This is a genomic window from Ruminococcoides sp. (genome assembly GCF_057037865.1).
Map to the genome: position 1 here is coordinate 139,681 of NZ_DBLZMS010000004.1, position 18,783 is coordinate 158,463.

At 40.3% G+C, this 18,783-nt stretch carries 18 protein-coding genes and 2 tRNA genes; 10 read left to right on the forward strand and 10 right to left on the reverse strand.

Annotation, left to right across the window (positions count from 1 at the left end; genetic code table 11):
• Window positions 1-8 precede the first annotated feature (8 nt).
• Genes AC2HW8_RS05190 through AC2HW8_RS05220 form a run of 7 tightly spaced genes read right to left on the reverse strand, consistent with a single transcriptional unit; the run spans window position 9 to window position 5,837 of the window.
• The gene (locus AC2HW8_RS05190) at window positions 9-317 is read right to left on the reverse strand and encodes a V-type ATP synthase subunit F (protein ID WP_046432893.1); all 309 of its coding nucleotides are present in this window, start codon (window positions 315-317) and stop codon (window positions 9-11) included.
• Window positions 318-353: 36 nt separating this feature from the next.
• Window positions 354-779 (reverse strand): ATP synthase subunit C, encoded by a 426-nt coding sequence (locus tag AC2HW8_RS05195; protein WP_015524004.1) that lies wholly within the window; start codon window positions 777-779, stop codon window positions 354-356.
• Between the two features lie 21 nt (window positions 780-800).
• Complete coding sequence (locus tag AC2HW8_RS05200; protein WP_484327234.1) at window positions 801-2,735, reverse strand: V-type ATP synthase subunit I; 1,935 nt, start codon at window positions 2,733-2,735, stop codon at window positions 801-803.
• 32 nt (window positions 2,736-2,767) lie between these two features.
• Window positions 2,768-3,802, reverse strand: a complete 1,035-nt coding sequence (locus tag AC2HW8_RS05205; protein ID WP_192869319.1) for a V0D/AC39 family V-type ATPase subunit — start codon at window positions 3,800-3,802, stop codon at window positions 2,768-2,770.
• A gap of 38 nt (window positions 3,803-3,840) precedes the next feature.
• Window positions 3,841-4,152: a hypothetical protein gene (locus AC2HW8_RS05210; protein ID WP_015524002.1), complete on the reverse strand. Its 312-nt coding sequence runs from the start codon at window positions 4,150-4,152 to the stop codon at window positions 3,841-3,843.
• Window positions 4,153-4,172: 20 nt separating this feature from the next.
• Window positions 4,173-5,534, reverse strand: a complete 1,362-nt coding sequence (locus tag AC2HW8_RS05215) for a PFL family protein (protein WP_015524001.1) — start codon at window positions 5,532-5,534, stop codon at window positions 4,173-4,175.
• 33 nt (window positions 5,535-5,567) lie between these two features.
• Window positions 5,568-5,837: an ACT domain-containing protein gene (locus tag AC2HW8_RS05220; protein WP_015524000.1), complete on the reverse strand. Its 270-nt coding sequence runs from the start codon at window positions 5,835-5,837 to the stop codon at window positions 5,568-5,570.
• A gap of 158 nt (window positions 5,838-5,995) precedes the next feature.
• Here AC2HW8_RS05220 and AC2HW8_RS05225 point away from each other — a divergent pair, with 158 nt between their 5' ends.
• A complete protein-coding gene (locus AC2HW8_RS05225) occupies window positions 5,996-6,817 on the forward strand; it encodes a histidinol-phosphatase HisJ family protein (RefSeq protein WP_484327235.1) in 822 nt (273 codons plus the stop codon).
• Window positions 6,818-6,953: 136 nt separating this feature from the next.
• Here AC2HW8_RS05225 and galU read toward each other — a convergent pair whose 3' ends face one another.
• Window positions 6,954-7,826 carry a UTP--glucose-1-phosphate uridylyltransferase GalU gene (galU, locus tag AC2HW8_RS05230; protein ID WP_117967488.1) on the reverse strand — a complete coding sequence of 291 codons (873 nt, stop codon included), beginning with the start codon at window positions 7,824-7,826 and terminating at the stop codon, window positions 6,954-6,956.
• A gap of 71 nt (window positions 7,827-7,897) precedes the next feature.
• Complete coding sequence (locus AC2HW8_RS05235; RefSeq protein WP_484327236.1) at window positions 7,898-8,941, reverse strand: RING finger protein; 1,044 nt, start codon at window positions 8,939-8,941, stop codon at window positions 7,898-7,900.
• 196 nt (window positions 8,942-9,137) lie between these two features.
• Here AC2HW8_RS05235 and prfB point away from each other — a divergent pair, with 196 nt between their 5' ends.
• Together prfB and AC2HW8_RS05245 are read left to right on the forward strand one after the other, a co-directional pair.
• On the forward strand, window positions 9,138-10,256 hold the full coding sequence (gene prfB / locus AC2HW8_RS05240) for a peptide chain release factor 2 (RefSeq protein ID WP_117838103.1): 1,119 nt from the start codon (window positions 9,138-9,140) through the stop codon (window positions 10,254-10,256).
• A 33-nt stretch (window positions 10,257-10,289) separates the two neighbouring features.
• Complete coding sequence (locus tag AC2HW8_RS05245; protein WP_304002108.1) at window positions 10,290-11,501, forward strand: cofactor-independent phosphoglycerate mutase; 1,212 nt, start codon at window positions 10,290-10,292, stop codon at window positions 11,499-11,501.
• A gap of 203 nt (window positions 11,502-11,704) precedes the next feature.
• Here the strand turns inward: AC2HW8_RS05245 and AC2HW8_RS05250 are convergent, their stop codons facing one another.
• Window positions 11,705-11,959, reverse strand: a complete 255-nt coding sequence (locus tag AC2HW8_RS05250; RefSeq protein ID WP_015523993.1) for a TIGR03905 family TSCPD domain-containing protein — start codon at window positions 11,957-11,959, stop codon at window positions 11,705-11,707.
• Window positions 11,960-12,231: 272 nt separating this feature from the next.
• On the opposite strand from AC2HW8_RS05250, the gene AC2HW8_RS05255 reads away from it, so the two are divergent.
• The 7 genes from AC2HW8_RS05255 (at window position 12,232) to AC2HW8_RS05285 (ending at window position 18,732) form a co-directional block, all read left to right on the forward strand.
• Window positions 12,232-13,329, forward strand: coding sequence for a DnaD domain protein (locus AC2HW8_RS05255; protein ID WP_303994622.1), 1,098 nt, complete (start codon window positions 12,232-12,234; stop codon window positions 13,327-13,329).
• A gap of 13 nt (window positions 13,330-13,342) precedes the next feature.
• Entirely contained in the window at window positions 13,343-14,329 is a 987-nt protein-coding gene (locus tag AC2HW8_RS05260) for an ATP-binding protein (RefSeq protein ID WP_296640396.1), read from the forward strand.
• A 149-nt stretch (window positions 14,330-14,478) separates the two neighbouring features.
• Window positions 14,479-14,552, forward strand: a tRNA-Gln gene (locus AC2HW8_RS05265).
• Window positions 14,553-14,584: 32 nt separating this feature from the next.
• Window positions 14,585-14,661: transfer RNA gene (locus AC2HW8_RS05270), tRNA-Pro, on the forward strand.
• Between the two features lie 156 nt (window positions 14,662-14,817).
• Window positions 14,818-15,189: a DUF4358 domain-containing protein gene (locus AC2HW8_RS05275; RefSeq protein WP_296640392.1), complete on the forward strand. Its 372-nt coding sequence runs from the start codon at window positions 14,818-14,820 to the stop codon at window positions 15,187-15,189.
• A gap of 71 nt (window positions 15,190-15,260) precedes the next feature.
• A complete protein-coding gene (locus AC2HW8_RS05280; protein ID WP_484327237.1) occupies window positions 15,261-17,510 on the forward strand; it encodes an ATP-dependent helicase in 2,250 nt (749 codons plus the stop codon).
• 10 nt (window positions 17,511-17,520) lie between these two features.
• Window positions 17,521-18,732, forward strand: a complete 1,212-nt coding sequence (locus tag AC2HW8_RS05285) for a serine hydrolase domain-containing protein (protein WP_484327238.1) — start codon at window positions 17,521-17,523, stop codon at window positions 18,730-18,732.
• Window positions 18,733-18,783: the final 51 nt, after the last annotated feature.

Below are 18,783 nucleotides of genomic sequence, written 5' to 3' on the forward strand. Positions count from 1 at the left end.
TGTGATAATTACAGCTTTACGCCGATTGCGTCCTGAACATATTTTGTAATACTGTCCTTGGTTCTTCCGTTACCGTGACGGTCGGGAATTTCAACAATAAGCGGCTGTTTGCGGTTAAGCTTGAGGTCATAAATAAGGTCGGGACAGAGCGAAACAAGTGTTTCCGTAATAAGAATAACTGCAATATCATCCCTGTTCATAGCCTTTTCAAGCTCACTGCGTACCTCATCCTCCTGATGAACAACTACGCCTTCAATACCTGCAAATCTCATACCCATTTTGGTATCGACATTATCACTTATAAGAAAAAATTTCATAATAATCAATCCTTAACGAAACTTAAATCGCTTAAATTATCTTGCAAAGATAAGAAGAATTGAAACGAGCATACCGTAAATAGCGATACCTTCACCAAGTACAACGAAGATGATTGCTTTACCGAATGCCTTAGGATCTTCACTTGTAGCACCGATAGCGGCAGGAGCAGCGTTACCAACGGCAATACCGCCGCCGATACATGAAAGACCTGTTGCAAGAGCGGCACCGATATATGCAAGACCGTCAGCCATACCCGATGTAGCTGCAGCGGCGTCACCTGTAGCAGCACTTGCTACGATAGGGCATACCATGCAGAATGCAAATACAGCAGCGAATGAGCAAATCTGAGTAAGAACTGTTTTCTTTCTGTTCTTGCCGTGTTCAAAAGCCTTTACTGCAAGAATTGCAGATGCACAAAGGAATACTACCGGAACAGCTAACATAATTAAATTGAATAACATAATAATACCTCCAAAAAATTATCAATCAATATTTAATTTAACAGGTTCATAAGGTCTGCCTTCACCGGAATAGAAACGGCTGAACATCTCGTAATATTCAAGTCTTAACACCTGAATTGCAACAAGAAGCGCCTCAAGAACCATTACAAAAACATTACCTAAAACAACTACGGGCCAGTATGCTACTGCGGGAGCTGTTTGGGCAAGTACGAAAACAACTGTCATCATACCTGCGTGTACAAGAACGAATGCACCGACTCTTAAAAAGCTTACCGTGTTCGTAACATACTCAAGCAAAAATTCGATTGACTCGATAGCATGCTCAAGAATATATCCGCCCCAGCTTTCGGGCTGCCAGTCTTTTTCACCGGCGATAAGAAGTCCGAGAGGCTCACCGAAAAAGATGAGCAGATAGGGGAGAACGATAAGGCAAAGAATGTATGCAAGGGAAAATACCTGCAGACCCAATACGAGCTGTCCTGCAACACCGAAAATAATTGAACAGTAGAATACAAGACCTGCACAACCGCTTGATCCGAACAAGGCTCTTCCCACATCTCCCTGTTTGAAGGAACTGTAAATATTAAGTCCCATAGCAACCACAACAAGCGAAATACCTATTGCAACAGCCGCAAGAAGAATCATTACAATTGAGCCTGATGACATTACTTCAATCGGTTTTTCATCAAGTCCGAAGAGTGCCTTGTAAAGAGGATCGAGCACATGCTCAAATCCGAACACACTTCCGAACACACAGCCGAATATCGCAGAAGAAATTCCGCACGGCACAAGAATCTTACCGATTTTCATTTTCCTGAGTTTCCACATAAGCGCACCGACAATTGATACACAAATGCCCTGACCGAGGTCAGCAAACATTATGCCGAATATAATGACATAAGTGATAGCGATAAAGAGTGACGGATCAATTTCGTTATATTTCGGAACACCGTACATCTCTGTGTAAAATTCAAACGGTTTTGCAAGGAAACAGTTTTTGAGTTTGACAGGCGGCGATTTTGCAATCTCTGTCTTGCCGTCTGAAAAATCTACATTGACGCTGGCAATTTTTTTGAGTCTGCGTCTGAGAGGCTTAGCATCCTCTGTAGGAACCCAACCTACAATGATAAAGCTTTTGCTGTATTGCAATGCTTTTGTGCGGATTTTGGCATAAAGATTAAGCTCTTCAAGCTTAGAAAGATATTTACAGATTCTAACCTCATACTTGTTAACATAATCGTCAACTCGCTTCTGAGCTTCTTTAAGCTTTTCCTCAAGGTGGGGGATAAGACTCTCAAGTTTTTTCAGATGAATTCTCGGTGTATCATTAACTCCGAGAACATCACATTTTTCAAAGTACAATCCTGAAAAGATTCTGTCAATTTCCTCGGTTTTGTCAATCGGAGCAAAATAAACGCCCCAATAATGTGATTTATCCTCGGAACAGACAATAAAATCCACATAAGGATTATCTTTATAGGCTGAAAGCTTTTCAAAGCTTTCCTTAGGCAATCTGCCAAAGCGTGAACTGATATACTTTAAGGTTAAAACCTTTTCAATTTCAACCCCAAGTCCGACAAAGTGTGTTGTTTCAACAAGATTTTCCTTTGCCTGCATCAGCTGCTCTTCAACAAACAGCCTGTCATCTGCAAGAACTTCAATGTCGCTGTTTATCTGATTTGTAAACAGCTCAATTTCTTTAAAGGTCGGATTAAAGTCACTTACATCAACAAGATTAAACTTGCGTTTTGTAAGGCTTAATGTTGCTTTAAGAGTGTTAAGAGGTTCAGCATAGATGTTTTTTGATTGCAGATGTGTAAAATCCTTTGTGTTGCTGTAGAAGGATGAAACATCATCGGGATGGAACACACCTGATTCACCAAGTACCGATATTACATTATCAATATCCCTTGTAAGTCCGATAATGCTTACGGCCTGCATGGTTGAAACAGCCAAATTATAATCACCTCTTCTTGACAGTCAAATAATCATTTAATGAGCAATGACTGTGTAATTTTATTGTCAAGTTCATATCTTGTGCCCTCAATCAGAGTGACAATATTCATCAGCTCTGTTTCGGCAACAAAAATATATGAAATCATTACAACCGAAGGGTTGTTGGAAAAGTGCATATTTTTCCTTGCAAGCCTGTATTTTACTCTCGGTGAAATATCGCTTGCATAAACATATCCGATTTTATCAATCAATCTTCCGTTATGCGTATTCTGCATAATTGAGAATATCTCGCCCGAAGATTCCGCCTTACACATCATGTCAATGGTCTTTTCGCTGAGATTTGTGTAATTAAGCAAGAGGTTTGCTTTGATATCATCGGGAGAAAGCTTATAATACTTTTTCAATCTCAGAATTCTCGAGAAAATATTATAATCGTTAATCGTAAAGAAAAAGTTGATAAGCTCGTGCTTTTCCTGTCCTTTTGTTGTAGCTTTAATCAGTTTTGTCAGTTTTCCGAACACCAAGTTATACAGCTTGTTCTCAATGTCCGATATTGGAAGTCGATTTTTCTCATCAGGAGAAAATTGCTTGAGAATATCGTAGAATTGGGAGGACTGTGTGGCGTTCAGAAACTCTTCATAATTTTTTGCGTTGGCAAGCTTGTTAACATCTATTTCCGTATGCTTTGAAATATACCCCGGGAATTGATAGATGAACTTGTCAGTCGAGTTTGAACTGAGCAGGATAAGGAATCTTATAATCTGCTCAACCTCTAATGTCGAGATAATGTACGATGACAAACCCGAGCTTACGCTCGAATCGTATCTGCACAAAGAGTCAAATTCATAGAAAAGGTTTTGCCTCAAAAGAGCCTCAAGCCGTCCTCTGTGAATTTCACGCTCACTGACATCCGTCAGAGCCTTGGAGTAATGCGTATTATTTTTAAGATACGACATAATCTCTCCGACGCTCTGGCATGCAAGCAAACTCTGGTAATCCTTTTCGGTAAGTCTGTTGCCGAACTTTGACCTTGCTTTTGTCAGAACTGCAAACGAAGTTTTTGACATTATCCGCATACACCTCCTTGTAAACAGTAAATGGAATGTTACTGTGCAACCGTTCTTTTGACGATTTCGTCAACCCACTTGTCACAGTTGAGTTTAAAATCAGAGTCAAGCTTGATATGCACTGAATTGTGCTTGCCCTGAATTTCCTCCCATTGCTGTTCGGCTTTCTTTGTTTCCTGAATGTCGTTGCGTTTCACAACCTCTTCAGCTTTTGCCATGAAGTCGTCATAAATCTTCTTCGTTTCGGCTTCAATAGTTTTGGAAAGTTCCTCTTTTTCTTCAAGAGTATCCTTTTCCATGGCTTTGGCTTCGTTGTCGGCATCAACGATTTTTTTAATCATATTCTCCATAAAACCACCCCCGTGAAAAATTAGTTTTTAAGCGCCTGAAGCGGAGCCGGAATTCTTCCGCCACGCTTAATAAATGCCTCCGGTGAACCTTTCCTTACAGGCATAACGGGACCTCTGCCGAGCAGTCCGCCGAAATTAAGTTCTTCGCCTGCACTTTTTCCGATAGCCGGAATAAGTCTTACCGCAGTTGTTTTGGTATTTACCATACCAATTGCAGCCTCATCTGCAATAATTGCAGAGATAACCTCGGGAGTTATGTCACCGGGTACTACAATCATGTCAAGACCAACCGAACATACGGCTGTCATTGATTCAAGTTTTGTAATATCAAGGTAACCTTCAGTAGCGGCATGAATCATACCTGCATCCTCGGAAACGGGGATAAAAGCACCGCTCAGACCGCCGACATGGGAAGAAGCCATAACGCCGCCTTTTTTAACAGCGTCATTAAGAAGTGCAAGTGCAGCGGTTGTACCGTGGCATCCGCACACTTCAAGTCCCATCTCCTCAAGAATATATGCCACACTGTCGCCGACAGCAGGTGTCGGGGCAAGTGAAAGGTCAACAATACCAAAGGGAACACAAAGTCGCTTGCTTGCTTCTCTTGCAACAAGCTGTCCCATACGGGTGATTTTGAATGCAGTTTTCTTAACCATATCTGCAATTTCCGTGATGTCTTTTCCTGCACCGTCTTTTGCAAGAGCGGCTCTTACAACGCCGGGACCCGATACACCGACATTGATAACAGTATCGGCTTCACCGACACCGTGGAAAGCACCCGCCATAAACGGGTTGTCTTCGGGAGCGTTACAGAATACAACGAGCTTTGCGGCACCGATGCAGTTTCTGTCGGCTGTAACTTCTGCAGCCTGCTTAACGACCTTACCCATCATCTTAACAGCATCCATATTGATGCCGGCTTTTGTAGAACCGATATTTACGGATGAACAAACGAAATCGGTTTCGCTCAAGGCCTGTGGAATACTCTCAATAAGAGCGTAGTCACCGCTTGCAAAACCCTTCTGAACAAGAGCGGAATAACCGCCGATGAAGTTTACGCCGAGTTCCTTTGCGGCTTTGTCAAGAGTGTGGGCAAACTTGACAACATTCTTGCTCTGGCACGGAGCGGCTACCATACCGATAGGGGTAACTGAAATTCTTTTATGTATAATCGGAATACCAAATTCCTTCTGGATGTCTTCACCTGTTTTAACAAGGTCTTTTGCATTTCGACAGATTTTGTCATAAACCTTTGTGCAAGCCTTATCAATGTCCTCGTCAATGCAGTCAAGCAATGAAATACCCATTGTAATTGTTCTTACATCAAGGTTTTCATTGTCTATCATATTTATGGTTTCAAGTATATCTCTTGTTTCTAACATATTATGTATATCCTTTCAATTCGGTAGCACTGATCAAATTCTGTGCATGCTGTTAAAGATGTCCTCGTGCATAACATGAACCTTTGTATTTGTTGATTCTCCGACTGCTTTGAGGTTTGTACGGAGCTGCTCAAATCCGATGTTGGATTTGTCAATTTCAACAAGCATAATCATAGCAAACATATCCTGAAGAACACTCTGTGTTACTTCCACGATATTAACATCAGCCTTTGAACAGGCCTCTGAAACTTTTGCAAGGATTCCAACGCTGTCTTTACCGATTACTGTGATAACTGCCTTCATTTTTTACCTCCTGTTTATGCAGATTTTCGTTGGGATTCTGCATAAAACTGCTTTTCTTTATTTGTGCATATTATATAACTAATTTTTAATAAAGTAAAGTGCAATATTGAAAAAATTTTTTTCATATGTTATCATCTTTTTTGTGAGGTGTTTTACTAATGAAAATATGTGATATTCATACCCATTCAAGCAACTCTTTTGATGCTGAAAATACAGTTGAAGAAATGTGCAACAGTGCCTGTAATAAGGGACTTTTTGCACTTGCAATCACCGACCACTGCGAAGCTCCCGAGATTTTGCTCGGCTCTGAAAGTGAGTACGGAGATTTCAGCAAATTAATTCCAAAATCGAATTATGAAACTTCGATTTTGAAAGATAGATACAAGGGGAAAATCAAAATACTGAGAGGCATTGAACTCGGTGAGCCAATGCACAATGACGAATGTACAAAAAAAGCACTTTGTTTTGGAGATTTTGACATAATAATCGCATCCGTGCATAACCTGAGAAACAGACCGGATTTTTATTATATGGATTTCAAAAAAGAAGATGCACATATAATTCTCGATATGTACTTTGATGAACTTCTCGAAACCGCCTCTTTTGACAGCTTTTGTACTCTTGCACATCTTACATATCCGTTGAGATATATTAAGCGTGACACGGGCGTTATTCCGAGTCTTTCACCGTACAGAGATAAGATTGACCTTATCTACGAAAAACTTATTAAAAAGGATAAGGCTCTTGAAATTAATGTTTCGGGACTGTTCAAGGGACTCGGTGAAACTCTCCCTGCATTTGATGAAATTAAACGCTATCACGACCTTGGAGGTAAGTACATAACCCTCGGAAGTGACGCACATAATATAAATGATGTCGGCAGAGATATTGAAAAGGGGATAGAGCTTGCTTTTAAAGCCGGATTCAAATCATACTATATATATGAAAACTGTTGCCCTTATGAAATAACAATTGAATAACAAAGAATTAAAATAGTTCTTAAAAGCAAAAAGAGGATTTCGCACTGATATGATGTGAAATCCTCCTTGTTTTTTTGAATCCAATATTTAACTGCAGCACATTATACTGCACTTTTCTGAAAATTGCAATACCTTTTTACAAAGTTTTTGCAAGATTTTTTATGTAATCCTTCAATAAATCTTTTGTTTCAGGGTGTTCAAGCCCAATTTCTATCTGAGCCTGCAAGATTCCGAATTTATTGCCCATATCGTATCTCTTTCCCTCAAACTCAACGGCTGTCATTCCTTTTGTTATTGCAATCTCTCTCATTGCGTCTGTAAGCTGAATTTCTCCGCCGATTCCGGGCTTTGTATTTTCGAGAATTTCAAAAATTTCAGCCGGGAGCACGCATCTGTCAAGAATCGAATAAAGTGAAAGAACTTCTTCGGGAGTCTGTGGCTTTTCCTTCATGTCCGTACAGGCAAAAATATTGTCGTGCATATGTTCAACTTTGAGCGAACCGTACTTGTGAATGTCTTTGGCGTCAACCTTTTTAACACCTACAACTCCTTCACCGTATTCACCGTAATGATCAATGAGTTGTTTGATTGCAGGAACCTTGCCTGTAATAACGCCGTCACCGTACATAACGGCAAAAGGTTCATTGCCTACAAAAGATTTTGCTTTGAGAACGGCATGTCCAAGACCTTTCATTTCTTTTTGTCTGATAAAAGAAATGTTTGCAAGGTTTGAAATATTTCTGACTGTTTCAAGAAATTCTGTTTTGCCGCTCTTTTCAAGCAGACTTTCAAGTTCGGGAGAAGCGTCAAAATGATCCTCCATAAGTCCTTTGCCACGGTTTGTGATGATGAGAATATCTGTAATTCCTGCCGCAACAGCCTCCTCAACTATGAACTGAATAGTTGGCTTGTCAACGATAGGATACATTTCTTTCGGCATATTTTTTGTTGCGGGAAGAACTCTTGTACCGAGTCCCGCCGCCGGGATAACCGCCTTTGTTATACTCATAATATTCCTTCTTTCTCATTAAACTTTTTACTCATTATGTTTCTATACATTTACTACGGTGTTTCTGTCGTTTACATTAAGAACATCGGCAGATAATTGACAACAAGGAAAGCAAAAGCTACAGAAATAGCAATCGGGAGATTTACTCCGCCTTTTGTTTCGAGTGCCTCATTCAAAAGCTCTTTATTTGTTGTACTTTTTATCTTTTTAATTTTCTTAACAGAGTGATTGTAGTAACATTTATTTGCAATTAAACCGCTGATAACCATTACTATAAGTGAAACCGCATTTGCAAGCAGAGGAGAGAGAAACAGTAAAAACTCAGTCGGTGAAAGTCCGAAAGAATTACTAAGCGAAAGCACCTGTCCGGATTGCTGAGCCTGTACTATGCCTGTGTAGATAGATTTCCATGCCGGAAGCGATGAAATATAAGCAGAACCTACCATTGAACCGAGTACGAGAGCTGAGAACAATACGCCTAAGCCGTACATTTTTCGGTACAGAAAATATATTCCCGATAAAATAAATGCGGAAAAATTGAATCTGCTCTTTTTAAACTTATTGATAAAGCTGAAAATCCTCAGATAATAAGGGGTGTTCTTACCAATGAATTTTGCGGCTTCACCTGCAGTGATATCGTCAACAAGCGGTTCGTCGCTCTTCATTCCTGCCATAGGATCAAAAGCGGCAGCCATTTGCGGATTTGCCTGACCAAAAGGAACACCGAACGGCGGCATACCCTGATTCTGATTGAAATTCGGGTTTGGCTGACCGTTATTCTGATTCTGCTGAAAGTTCGGATTGTTTTTGCCATCACCGTAAAGCGGTGCGCCGCAGCTGCAGCAATAGAACATTTCTTTCGGATTTTCCGCTCCGCAGCGCTTGCAAAGAACTACACCGTCTTTGGCGTCCTGCTCTGCCTGTTGTTCGGCCTCTTCAAGCTGTTCTTTTTCAAAAGAAAAATCAGCACCGTGTTTGTCTGCAAAATGGCAATGACCTTCTTTTTCATAACATTCTCTGTGATGCGGTGCTCCGCATTCAGGGCAGACTACAATATCGTCACCCTTTTTGAACTGTTTGTCACATACCGGACATTTGTATTCTGTAAATTCCATTATAAACCTCCAAAGGATACACGATACGGTGTACCTATACACTTTAATTATAACAAATAGTATTGACAAATGCAACTTGTTTTTGTGTATAAGTTTACTTATGAATAAAATAGCTGTTTTTCTTTACTTTTGTGGATGTTTTTGCTATAATATTAAATTGTAAAAGGATAAACTATATTCAGAAAGGTACATGTTTATGGTACAGTTTGAGGAATTACTTTTAAAGCTTCAGGCTCTCAAGCCTGAAATAGACGATTTGTCCGATGCACTCGGTATGAAGGGCATGCTCTCGGAGATTCAACAGCTTGAACTCAAGGCAACCGAGCCGGGATTTTGGGACGATGTGGAAAAATCACAAAAGGTTTTACAGCGTACGGGCTCTTTAAAGGGCAAGGTTGAGGCTTACGAAGGTCTTGTTGCCAAATACGAGGATACTCACGCTTTGATTGAACTTGCAAATGAGGAAGAGGACGAATCTCTTCTTGAAGAGGCAGAAAACGAAGTTGAGGCTGTCAAGGAAAATCTTGAAAAACAGCGTTTGCAGACTTTGCTCACAGGCGAATATGATAAAAATAACGCAATTCTTACATTTCACGCAGGTTCTGGCGGAACAGAGGCTCAGGACTGGGCTGAAATGCTTTACAGAATGTACACCCGTTGGGCAGAGGCTCACGGCTTTAAGGTTAAAGAAGTTGACTACCTTGACGGCGATGAGGCAGGACTTAAAAGTGCCGTGCTTCTTGTTGAAGGTGAAAATGCTTACGGCTACTTAAAGAGCGAGGCAGGCGTTCACCGTCTTGTTCGTGTATCTCCGTTTGACTCGGCAGGCAGAAGACACACAAGCTTCTCATCTCTTGAGGTTATGCCGGAAATTGCAAAAGATACAGAGGTTCACATTCCGCCCGAAGATATTAAAATGGATGTTTACCGTGCCAGCGGTGCAGGCGGTCAGAAGGTCAACAAGACTTCATCTGCTGTTCGTCTTACTCATATTCCTACAGGTATCGTTGTTGCCAGTCAGGTTGAGCGCAGTCAGTATCAGAACCGTGATGTTGCTATGAATATGCTTATTTCAAAGCTCGTTGAAATCAAAGAGCGTGAGCATCTTGAAAAGATTGAGGACATCAAGGGCGTTCAAAAGGAAATCACCTGGGGTTCACAGATCCGAAGCTATGTATTTATGCCGTATACAATGGTAAAAGACCACAGAACAGGCTTTGAAACAGGTAACATTCAGGCTGTTATGGACGGCGATCTTGACGGCTTTATCAACGCATATTTAAAGTGTGCAAGTCTTGGCACACTTCAGAAATAAATTTCATATTATACGGAAAGGCTATGAATTAGTATGAAGTATTTAGTAATGCTCTGTGACGGTATGGCTGATGAGCCAAACGCACAGCTTGATAATTCAACTCCTATGGCAAAGGCTGTTAAGCCTTGTATGGATTACCTTGCCTCAAAAGGCGAGGTCGGAATGGTTAAAACCGTTGCCGAAGGACTCAAACCCGGCAGCGATGTTGCAAACCTTTCGGTTCTTGGTTATGAGCCTGCTGTTTATTACAGCGGTCGCTCTCCGCTTGAGGCGGCAAGTATCGGTATTGACCTTAAAGACACCGATGTAACATTAAGATGTAACCTTGTAACTTTGTCCGATGAAGAAAACTACGAGGACAAGTCTATGGTTGACTATTGTGCAGGCGATATTTCAACAGAAGAAGCAAGAGAACTTATCAATTATGTTGAGGAAAAGCTCGGCAACGATATTTTCAAGTTTTATTCGGGTGTTGCATACCGTCATTGTCTTGTATGGAAAAACGGCAATCCTCATCCGGGCGAACTTACACCTCCTCACGATATCTCAGGTCGTGTGATTAAAGAATACATTCCAAAGGGTGACGATACTGCCCCTCTCTATGATTTGATGAAGAAAAGCTATGATTTGCTCAAAGATCATCCTGTAAACAAGGCAAGAGTTGAAAAAGGACTTCGTCCCGCTAACTCAATTTGGCTTTGGGGGGAGGGTACAAAACCCGCTCTTGACAGCTTCTTCGGCAAGTTCGGCAAAAAGGGCAGTATGATTTCTGCTGTTGACCTTCTCAAAGGTATCGCAATTTGTGCCGGCATGAAGAGTGTTGATGTTGAGGGTGCAACAGGCTATATTGACACAAACTTTGACGGAAAGTGCAAAGCCGCAATTGATGAATTCAAAAACGGTGCGGACTTTGTATATATCCATGTTGAAGCTCCCGATGAATGCGGTCACAGAGGAGAGATTGAAAATAAAGTAAAGGCTATTGAACTCATTGATGAGCATATTCTCAAGCCTGTAACCGATTTTCTCAGAACTTTTGATGATTTTGCCGTTCTCGTATGTCCCGATCATCCCACACCTCTTTCTATCCGCACACACACTTCAAATCCTGTTCCTTATCTTATCTATGACAGCAAAAACGAAGTTGACAGCGGCGTAAGCAAATTCTGTGAAGAAGAGGCTAAAAAGACAGGCAACTATATTGAAAAAGGTTTCACAATGATGGATTACTTCCTTTCTAAATAATTTTTGCTCTGTACTACATAATAAACCAAAAAAATAACATCCTTGCAGATATAATGAAATTAAAAATCTGTAAGGATGTTTTTATGTTGTGTTTGTTCATTATCATAACAATAATGAGTGTGATTGCCTTGTTTGTAATTGCGCTTTCTTATGCAGTAAAATTCCTTATCGGAATAATAATTAAACTTATACGCAAAAACGATTTAGATAAGTTTTAATGCTTCAACAAGAGCCTTTGAAAGCTGATCGGGGCAGGATGTGCCTCTGCCACGGCAGTCAATGCCTTTTAATCTGTCAACAGCGTCTTTTGCGTCCATGCCTTTAACAAGCATACAAATGCCCTGAGTGTTGCCTGAACAGCCGCCCACAAACTCACAGCTTGTGATTTTACCGTTGTCATCAAGTTCAAGATTAATCTGTCTGGAGCAAACTCCCGTAGGAAAATATGAATATTTCATTGTAATACCTCTTTTCATAATTTGAAATCATATTATCACAGAAACAGAAAAAAATCCAGATAATTTTATTTTTTTGTTTTTAAAATTGAAAATCTATGTTATAATTTAAATATAGATTGCACTTTGTTACAAACCTTGCTCCCTGTTATGAAAGCAGAGCGTTGTTCTGATTAAAATCCAAGTGCAGATGTTTCATTACTTTAAGAGAATGAAACTATTATAAATATTGTAACAGACATTTACAAAAAGCAAATCACAGAAAGTAGGATATAATGTCAATTAATATAGATTTGGGAGCATGGAACTCAATTTTTGCAGTTCCCTCCAAAGTAGTCGATGAAGGATTAAAATTTTCTGACGGCGTAAAGCTTAAAGTCCTTTTGTTTGTCCTTCGTAATGCCGGTCGTTCCGTTGACGACACAGAAATTTCAAAGGCAACAGGTGTCAATGTAACCGATATCCCCGAGGCGCTTGACTATTGGGTAAGTATGGGTGTGTTTAATCGAATTGAAAATACCTTTACTCCCGTAAAAAATAACGAGGAATTTGTTCCTGCACCGCAAACTCCTGCTCAAACGGAACAGACACCGCAACCTGTTCAGACTGTTTTACAGCCACAACAGACAGTGCCACAGCCTGTTCAAGCGGTTCAAGAGCCTGTAAAACAGGAAACAGAACAGTCACCAAAGGAAAACGCAGAAGAACCGCAAAAACATTTTACGGCTACAAGACCGCAAAAGCCTGATTTTGTATTTACGGCACAAAGACTTGCAGTTGATGAAGAATTAAAAATGCTTGTTGAAGAAACGCAGACAACACTCGGAAAAGTTCTTTCAAATTCCGATATTGCAACTCTGCTTATGCTCAAGGACACCTGCGGACTTCCGCTTGATGTTATCTTTATGCTTATACATTATTGTGCAAGCATTGATAAGGGCAATATCAGAACGATTGAAAATATCGGTATTCAATGGGCAAATGACGGTGTTTATTCGCTTGAGGCGGCTGATAACAAGATTAAGCAGATTCAAAAAACAACGGCAAACTTTTCAATTGTTTCAAAAGCATTCGGACTTAAAAATGTCGGTTCTCCTACAAAGAAACAGCTTGAATATGGTGACAAGTGGGTAAGCGAGTGGAAGTTTTCGCCCGAAATGCTCAGAGAGGCGTATGAAAGATGCGTTGATACAAAGGGAACAATGAATCTTCGCTACATTGACGGAATCTTAAAGCGTTGGAATGCAAGCAATCTGCACACGCTTGACGAACTTCATAAGTATGAAAAATCAGCGTCAAAGCCGTCGCAGAAACAGTCGTCATCTTATGATATTAATGAACTCGACAAATTTAATTCACTTGATAATTTTTAATTAAGAGGTTGGTATGGGATACAGCAATAGTGTTTATAAGGCTGCTTCGGACACATTACATGAACGCAGACTTAACGCCGAAAAGGCAGCGGAAAGAAGAAAAGAAGAGATTTATAAAAAATTCCCCCGTGTGAAAGAACTTGAAAAACAGATTTCTGTGGGCGGAATCAATACAGCCCGAGCAGTTCTTGCAGGCGGAGATGTGAAGGACGCCGTTTCAAAGCTTCGTGATCAGAATCTTGCAATGCAGGCAGAGGTCAGGAAAATCCTTACAGATAACGGTTATCCCGAAAATTATTTTGAACCCGATTATTTTTGTAAGAAATGTAATGACAAGGGCTATTGTGACATAAACGGCAAAACTGTCAGATGTTCATGCATGAAGTCTGCACTCATAGCCTGTGCATGTGCCGAGCTTAACAGAAACGCTCCGCTGTCACTTTCTACATTTGAGAGCTTTAATCTTGAATATTATGACAAGACTGTTGATCCAAAGCTTAAGGTATCTCCTTACGATCATATGAGCAGAGTTTTAAGATATTGTCAGAATTATGCAGATAACTTTAACTCACATTCGGAAAGTATACTTATGAAAGGCGCAACCGGACTCGGCAAAACTCATCTGTCGCTTGCAATTGCAAACGAGGCAATAAAGAGGGGTTACGGTGTAATTTATGCGTCTGCTCCGCAACTTGTTTCAAAGCTTGAAAAAATATATTTTTCAAACAAGGAAGATGATTCAACATTCGATATGCTTGTTGAATGCGACTTACTTATTATAGATGACCTCGGAACGGAATTTCATTCTCAATTTTCCGTATCACAGCTTTACAACATTTTTAACTCAAGAATGTTGTCAAACAAGCCCGTAATTATAAATACAAATCTGACAATAAGAGATTTGCAGGAGAATTATACTGACAGATTTGTTTCAAGAATCTGCGGAAATGCCCGTCAGCTTGATTTTTTGGGCAGAGATATAAGGATCAGACGAAAATAATTTTAAAATCTTTTCGTCAAAAATCCTGTTGCTGTCGGCTGTTTTGAAGGTCTGAAAACTTTTTTGAAAAAATTTTTAAAAAAGTATTGACTTTTTGAACGATATGTCTTATAATTCATATCGTTGCAAGTTCGGTAGCAATTACATCTTGTGGAATAGTGTAACGGTAGCACGACAGACTCTGACTCTGTTTGTTGGGGTTCGAATCCCTATTCCACAGCCACAGCCCCGAAGTTATTCGGGGCTCTTTTATTTCGAGGTGTAGCGCAGTTTGGTAGCGCACATCGTTCGGGACGATGGGGTCGCAAGTTCGAATCTTGTCACCTCGACCAGTTTGGCGCCGTACTTTTTTAAGTTCGGCGCATTTTCTTTTTTTAAAATTTGGAGGTAATTTTATAAAAAAAGTAATTTCGCTTGCAATTGCTCTTGTTCTTTGCCTTTCGATATTTGCAGGTTGCGGTGCAAAGGAAGTTAATCTTGCTGATCTTATGGATAAGATGAATTCCGAGTACAGCGTAGATGCAACAAAGTATGAAACAAAGGATGATATGTACAAATATTACAATATCAATGCCGACGATATCAAGCAGTTTGCCGCTGAGGTCGGTAAGTCTGATACAGACAGCAAAAACACAGAGGTAGTTCTTGTTGAGGCAACTGATTCAGATGCTGCTTCAAGAGTTGAAACTGCTCTTACAAACCGCTATAATTCAATCTTCCAGCAGAACGCTTCCTATTCGGCTGAAAAGCTTGATATGGTGAAAAATTGTAAGGTTACAAAAGACGGTAACTTTGTTACAATGATTATCGGCGAAAAGGCATCTGATATGCTTAAAATGTTTAATGACAGCATTAAATAATTTATTTAAAATTTACTGAGGGCGAACATCGTTCGCCCCTTTCTTTTGCAATATTTTAAGGCAGGTTAAAAATGGTACAGACTGAGATTCAAAAAAACTTTTCACATATGAATGATATGCAGAAACAGGCTGTTTTCTGCACAGAAGGACCTTTGCTCATACTTGCAGGTGCCGGTTCGGGCAAAACAACTGTTCTTGTTAACAGAATAGCCTACATTTTGCAGTGTGAGCTTTGTAAACCATGGCAGATACTTGCCATTACTTTTACCAATAAAGCCGCAGGAGAGCTTAAAGAACGAATCTGTGCGGCAGTTCCCGAGGGCGGTGCCGACATCTGGGCGGCTACCTTTCATTCAACCTGTGCAAGAATCCTTCGCAGATACGGCGACAGAATCGGTTATACAAGTCATTTCACGGTTTACGGGACTGACGATCAGAAAAAACTCGTCAAGGATATTTTAAAGCAACTCAATATTGCCGAAAAAACTTTGCCTGTAAAATCAATCCTCTCCGAAATTTCAAAGGCTAAGGATAAAATGCTTACTCCCGAAGAAATGCGTAAAGAGGCTGAATTTGACAGCAGAAAAGCACAGATTGCAAAGGTTTATGAAATCTATCAGACAAAGCTTAAAACAGCCGACGCAATGGATTTTGACGATATGCTTTGCAATACCGTAAAGCTTTTTGAAACAGCACCCGATATACTTGATTATTACAGAAATCAGTTCAAGTACATCATGGTCGATGAGTATCAGGATACTAACCAGGTGCAGTATAAGTTTGTAAGCCTGCTTGCAAGCAAATACGGCAATATCTGCGTTGTCGGTGATGATGACCAGAGTATCTACAAATTCCGTGGTGCTACAATCGAAAATATTCTTTCTTTTGAAAATACATTTAAGAACGCAAAGATGATTCGCCTTGAACAGAATTACAGAAGTACACAGAATATCCTCAATGCCGCTAACGAGGTCATCTCAAATAACACAATGCGTAAGGGTAAAACTTTGTGGACCGAAAACGGTCAGGGCGAAAAAATCAAGGTACATACAGCCGAGAATGAGCGTGACGAGGCTAATTTCATTGCTCAGACTATTCTTGACGGTGTTGCCGACGGAAGAAAATATTCCGACTATGCAATTCTTTACAGAATGAATGCCCAGTCAAACGCAATTGAGCAGGCTTTGTCACGAAGCGGTGTGCCGCACCGTGTAATCGGCGGTCACAGATTCTATGATCGTGAAGAAATTCGTGATATGGTTGCATATCTTCAGGTTATAAATAATCCTCATGATGATGTCAGACTTTCAAGAATTATCAATGTTCCTAAGAGGGGAATAGGTGCGACAACCGTTTCCCATGCCGCAGACATTGCCGCAGGACTCGGCGAAAGCATTTACGATGTAATCAAGGAGGCGGAAAACTATCCGCAGCTTTCTCGTGCCTCTGCAAAGCTCAAAGCTTTTGTTGCACTTATTGACGGACTTATTGAAGCCGAGCAGAGTGGCGAATATTCTCTTGCAGAATTATATAACCTTGTGATTGAACACACATCATACGAACAGTATCTTAAAACCGAAAAGGACAACCCTGAAGTTCGTATTGAAAACATTGAAGAACTTTCTTCAAATATCGTCAAGTTTGAAGAGGACTACGGCGATGAGGCAGACCTCTCTGCATTTCTTGAAGAAATTTCTCTCCAGACCGATATTGATAACTACGATGCAGATGCAGATACCTGCGTGATGATGACATTACATTCGGCAAAGGGACTTGAATTTCCTGTTGTGTTCATCGCAGGCATGGAAGAAGGAATGTTTCCGTCCGTTGCAACAATGATGAATCCCGATGAACTCAACGAAGAAAGGCGACTTGCCTATGTCGGAATTACAAGAGCAAAGGAAATTCTCTATTTCACGAAAACAAATTCGAGAATGCTGTTCGGATCAACAAGCTATAACAAGGGCTCAAGATTCTTAAACGAGATTCCAGATAATCTTCTTGAATACAGCGGCGGAAGAAAGCAGATGTTCACACAGGCGTCTTCCGGTTTTGCATCGGGAACAGGTGAAAAAGTTTCTGTCGGCAAATCGTCGGGTAGCTCGTATTCACCGAATAAAACATTTGGATTTACAAAACCTCCTGTTAAGAGCGGTGCTGTATTCAATGTCGGAGATTGTGTTCAGCACAAGGTGTTTGGCAAGGGCATGGTAATGAAAGCCGAGAAAATGGGCAATGATACTATGCTTGAAATCGCCTTTGATAAAGCCGGCACAAAAACTCTTATGGCGAACTATTGCAGTAATATGAAAAAAATCTGAGGTGATTAAAGTGCTTATATCATCAAAAAAGGTTCTGTGTCTTGCAATTTCTGCGTTGACAGCTTTTTCTGTGTGCCTTACAGGCTGTGGAAAGGACACGCAGCCTTCTGTATCTGCTACCGAGAAAACAACTGCCGTGGCTGCTTCACAGCCTGTAACAAAGGCGGCAACATCCGATGAGCAGACACAAGAACCCACATGGAACTATTCCGAACTCAAAAGAAAATCTTCCGATATTTCCGAAAATCTTGACGCAATAATAACCGATAACAAATTCAGGGGAACGGTTTATGTTAAAATCGGAAATGCTCTTGAGTATATCGGCACTAACGGATTTTCCGACAAGGACAGGCACACAAAGAATTCTACGGACACATGCTTTAGAATTGCTTCGCTCACAAAGCAGTTTACTGCTGTTGCGGTTATGCAGCTTGTTGAGAAGGGAAAGCTTTCACTTGATGATACAATCGACAAATATTTTCCGTCATATAAATACGGCAAAAAAATCACCGTTAAAAACCTGCTTACAATGACAGCGGGCATAAAGGATTACATCAACAAAGACGGCGATACCAACACCTATGCATACAACGAATCACAGATTGAATTTAAGGTTTCAGCCGAAAATTCCGCAAAGAAAAATAAAAAAGCCGTAATGGACTGGATACTTGATCAGGAACTTAATTTTGAACCCGATGAGAAGTATATGTACTCAAACAGTGCATATTTTCTTCTCGGTGATATCATTGAACAGGTCAGCGAAACCTCGTACGAAAAATATATTAAAGAGAATATTCTTAAACCGTCGGGAATGATGAACACAGGCTTTGGGAGCACAGATAAGCTCGCTGTAGGATATCAGGATATTTACGATAATGCGTGGACATTGTATCCCGGAGTAGGATATTCTGCAACTGGTTTAATTTCCAATGTTCCCGATTTACTCAAATGGGTTGACGCTCTTTGTACAAACAAGCTCATTTCGGAAAAATCTTTTAAAGAAATGACAACGCCGTACAAGGGTAACTACGGTTACGGTTTTGTTGTATCAGAAGAAAGTAATGCGGTTTCTCACACAGGAAAAATCGACAAGTATAATGCCGCTCTCGCTTTTACAAAAGACGAAAATCAAATTTATATAGCATTTTCAAACTATTCAAACAGCAGTCCAATTAATCTGTTTAATAACATTCAGAAAACACTTGCCCCGTTTTACGGTTAATTTTCGGCTGTTAATCACCAAAAATCAAAACCTCCATAAAATGTATTGTTA

What these genes read in the sequence shown, in the direction of transcription:
- AC2HW8_RS05190 (WP_046432893.1), bottom strand. Translation starts at nt 317, where the DNA reads ATGAAATTTTTTCTTATAAGTGATAATGTCGATACCAAAATGGGTATG.
- AC2HW8_RS05195 (WP_015524004.1), bottom strand. Translation starts at nt 779, where the DNA reads ATGTTATTCAATTTAATTATGTTAGCTGTTCCGGTAGTATTCCTTTGT.
- AC2HW8_RS05205 (WP_192869319.1), bottom strand. Translation starts at nt 3,802, where the DNA reads ATGTCAAAAACTTCGTTTGCAGTTCTGACAAAAGCAAGGTCAAAGTTC.
- AC2HW8_RS05210 (WP_015524002.1), bottom strand. Translation starts at nt 4,152, where the DNA reads ATGGAGAATATGATTAAAAAAATCGTTGATGCCGACAACGAAGCCAAA.
- AC2HW8_RS05215 (WP_015524001.1), bottom strand. Translation starts at nt 5,534, where the DNA reads ATGTTAGAAACAAGAGATATACTTGAAACCATAAATATGATAGACAAT.
- AC2HW8_RS05220 (WP_015524000.1), bottom strand. Translation starts at nt 5,837, where the DNA reads ATGAAGGCAGTTATCACAGTAATCGGTAAAGACAGCGTTGGAATCCTT.
- AC2HW8_RS05225 (WP_484327235.1), top strand. Translation starts at nt 5,996, where the DNA reads ATGAAAATATGTGATATTCATACCCATTCAAGCAACTCTTTTGATGCT.
- galU (WP_117967488.1), bottom strand. Translation starts at nt 7,826, where the DNA reads ATGAGTATAACAAAGGCGGTTATCCCGGCGGCGGGACTCGGTACAAGA.
- AC2HW8_RS05235 (WP_484327236.1), bottom strand. Translation starts at nt 8,941, where the DNA reads ATGGAATTTACAGAATACAAATGTCCGGTATGTGACAAACAGTTCAAA.
- prfB (WP_117838103.1), top strand. Translation starts at nt 9,138, where the DNA reads ATGGTACAGTTTGAGGAATTACTTTTAAAGCTTCAGGCTCTCAAGCCT.
- AC2HW8_RS05245 (WP_304002108.1), top strand. Translation starts at nt 10,290, where the DNA reads ATGAAGTATTTAGTAATGCTCTGTGACGGTATGGCTGATGAGCCAAAC.
- AC2HW8_RS05250 (WP_015523993.1), bottom strand. Translation starts at nt 11,959, where the DNA reads ATGAAATATTCATATTTTCCTACGGGAGTTTGCTCCAGACAGATTAAT.
- AC2HW8_RS05255 (WP_303994622.1), top strand. Translation starts at nt 12,232, where the DNA reads ATGTCAATTAATATAGATTTGGGAGCATGGAACTCAATTTTTGCAGTT.
- AC2HW8_RS05260 (WP_296640396.1), top strand. Translation starts at nt 13,343, where the DNA reads ATGGGATACAGCAATAGTGTTTATAAGGCTGCTTCGGACACATTACAT.
- AC2HW8_RS05275 (WP_296640392.1), top strand. Translation starts at nt 14,818, where the DNA reads ATGGATAAGATGAATTCCGAGTACAGCGTAGATGCAACAAAGTATGAA.
- AC2HW8_RS05280 (WP_484327237.1), top strand. Translation starts at nt 15,261, where the DNA reads ATGGTACAGACTGAGATTCAAAAAAACTTTTCACATATGAATGATATG.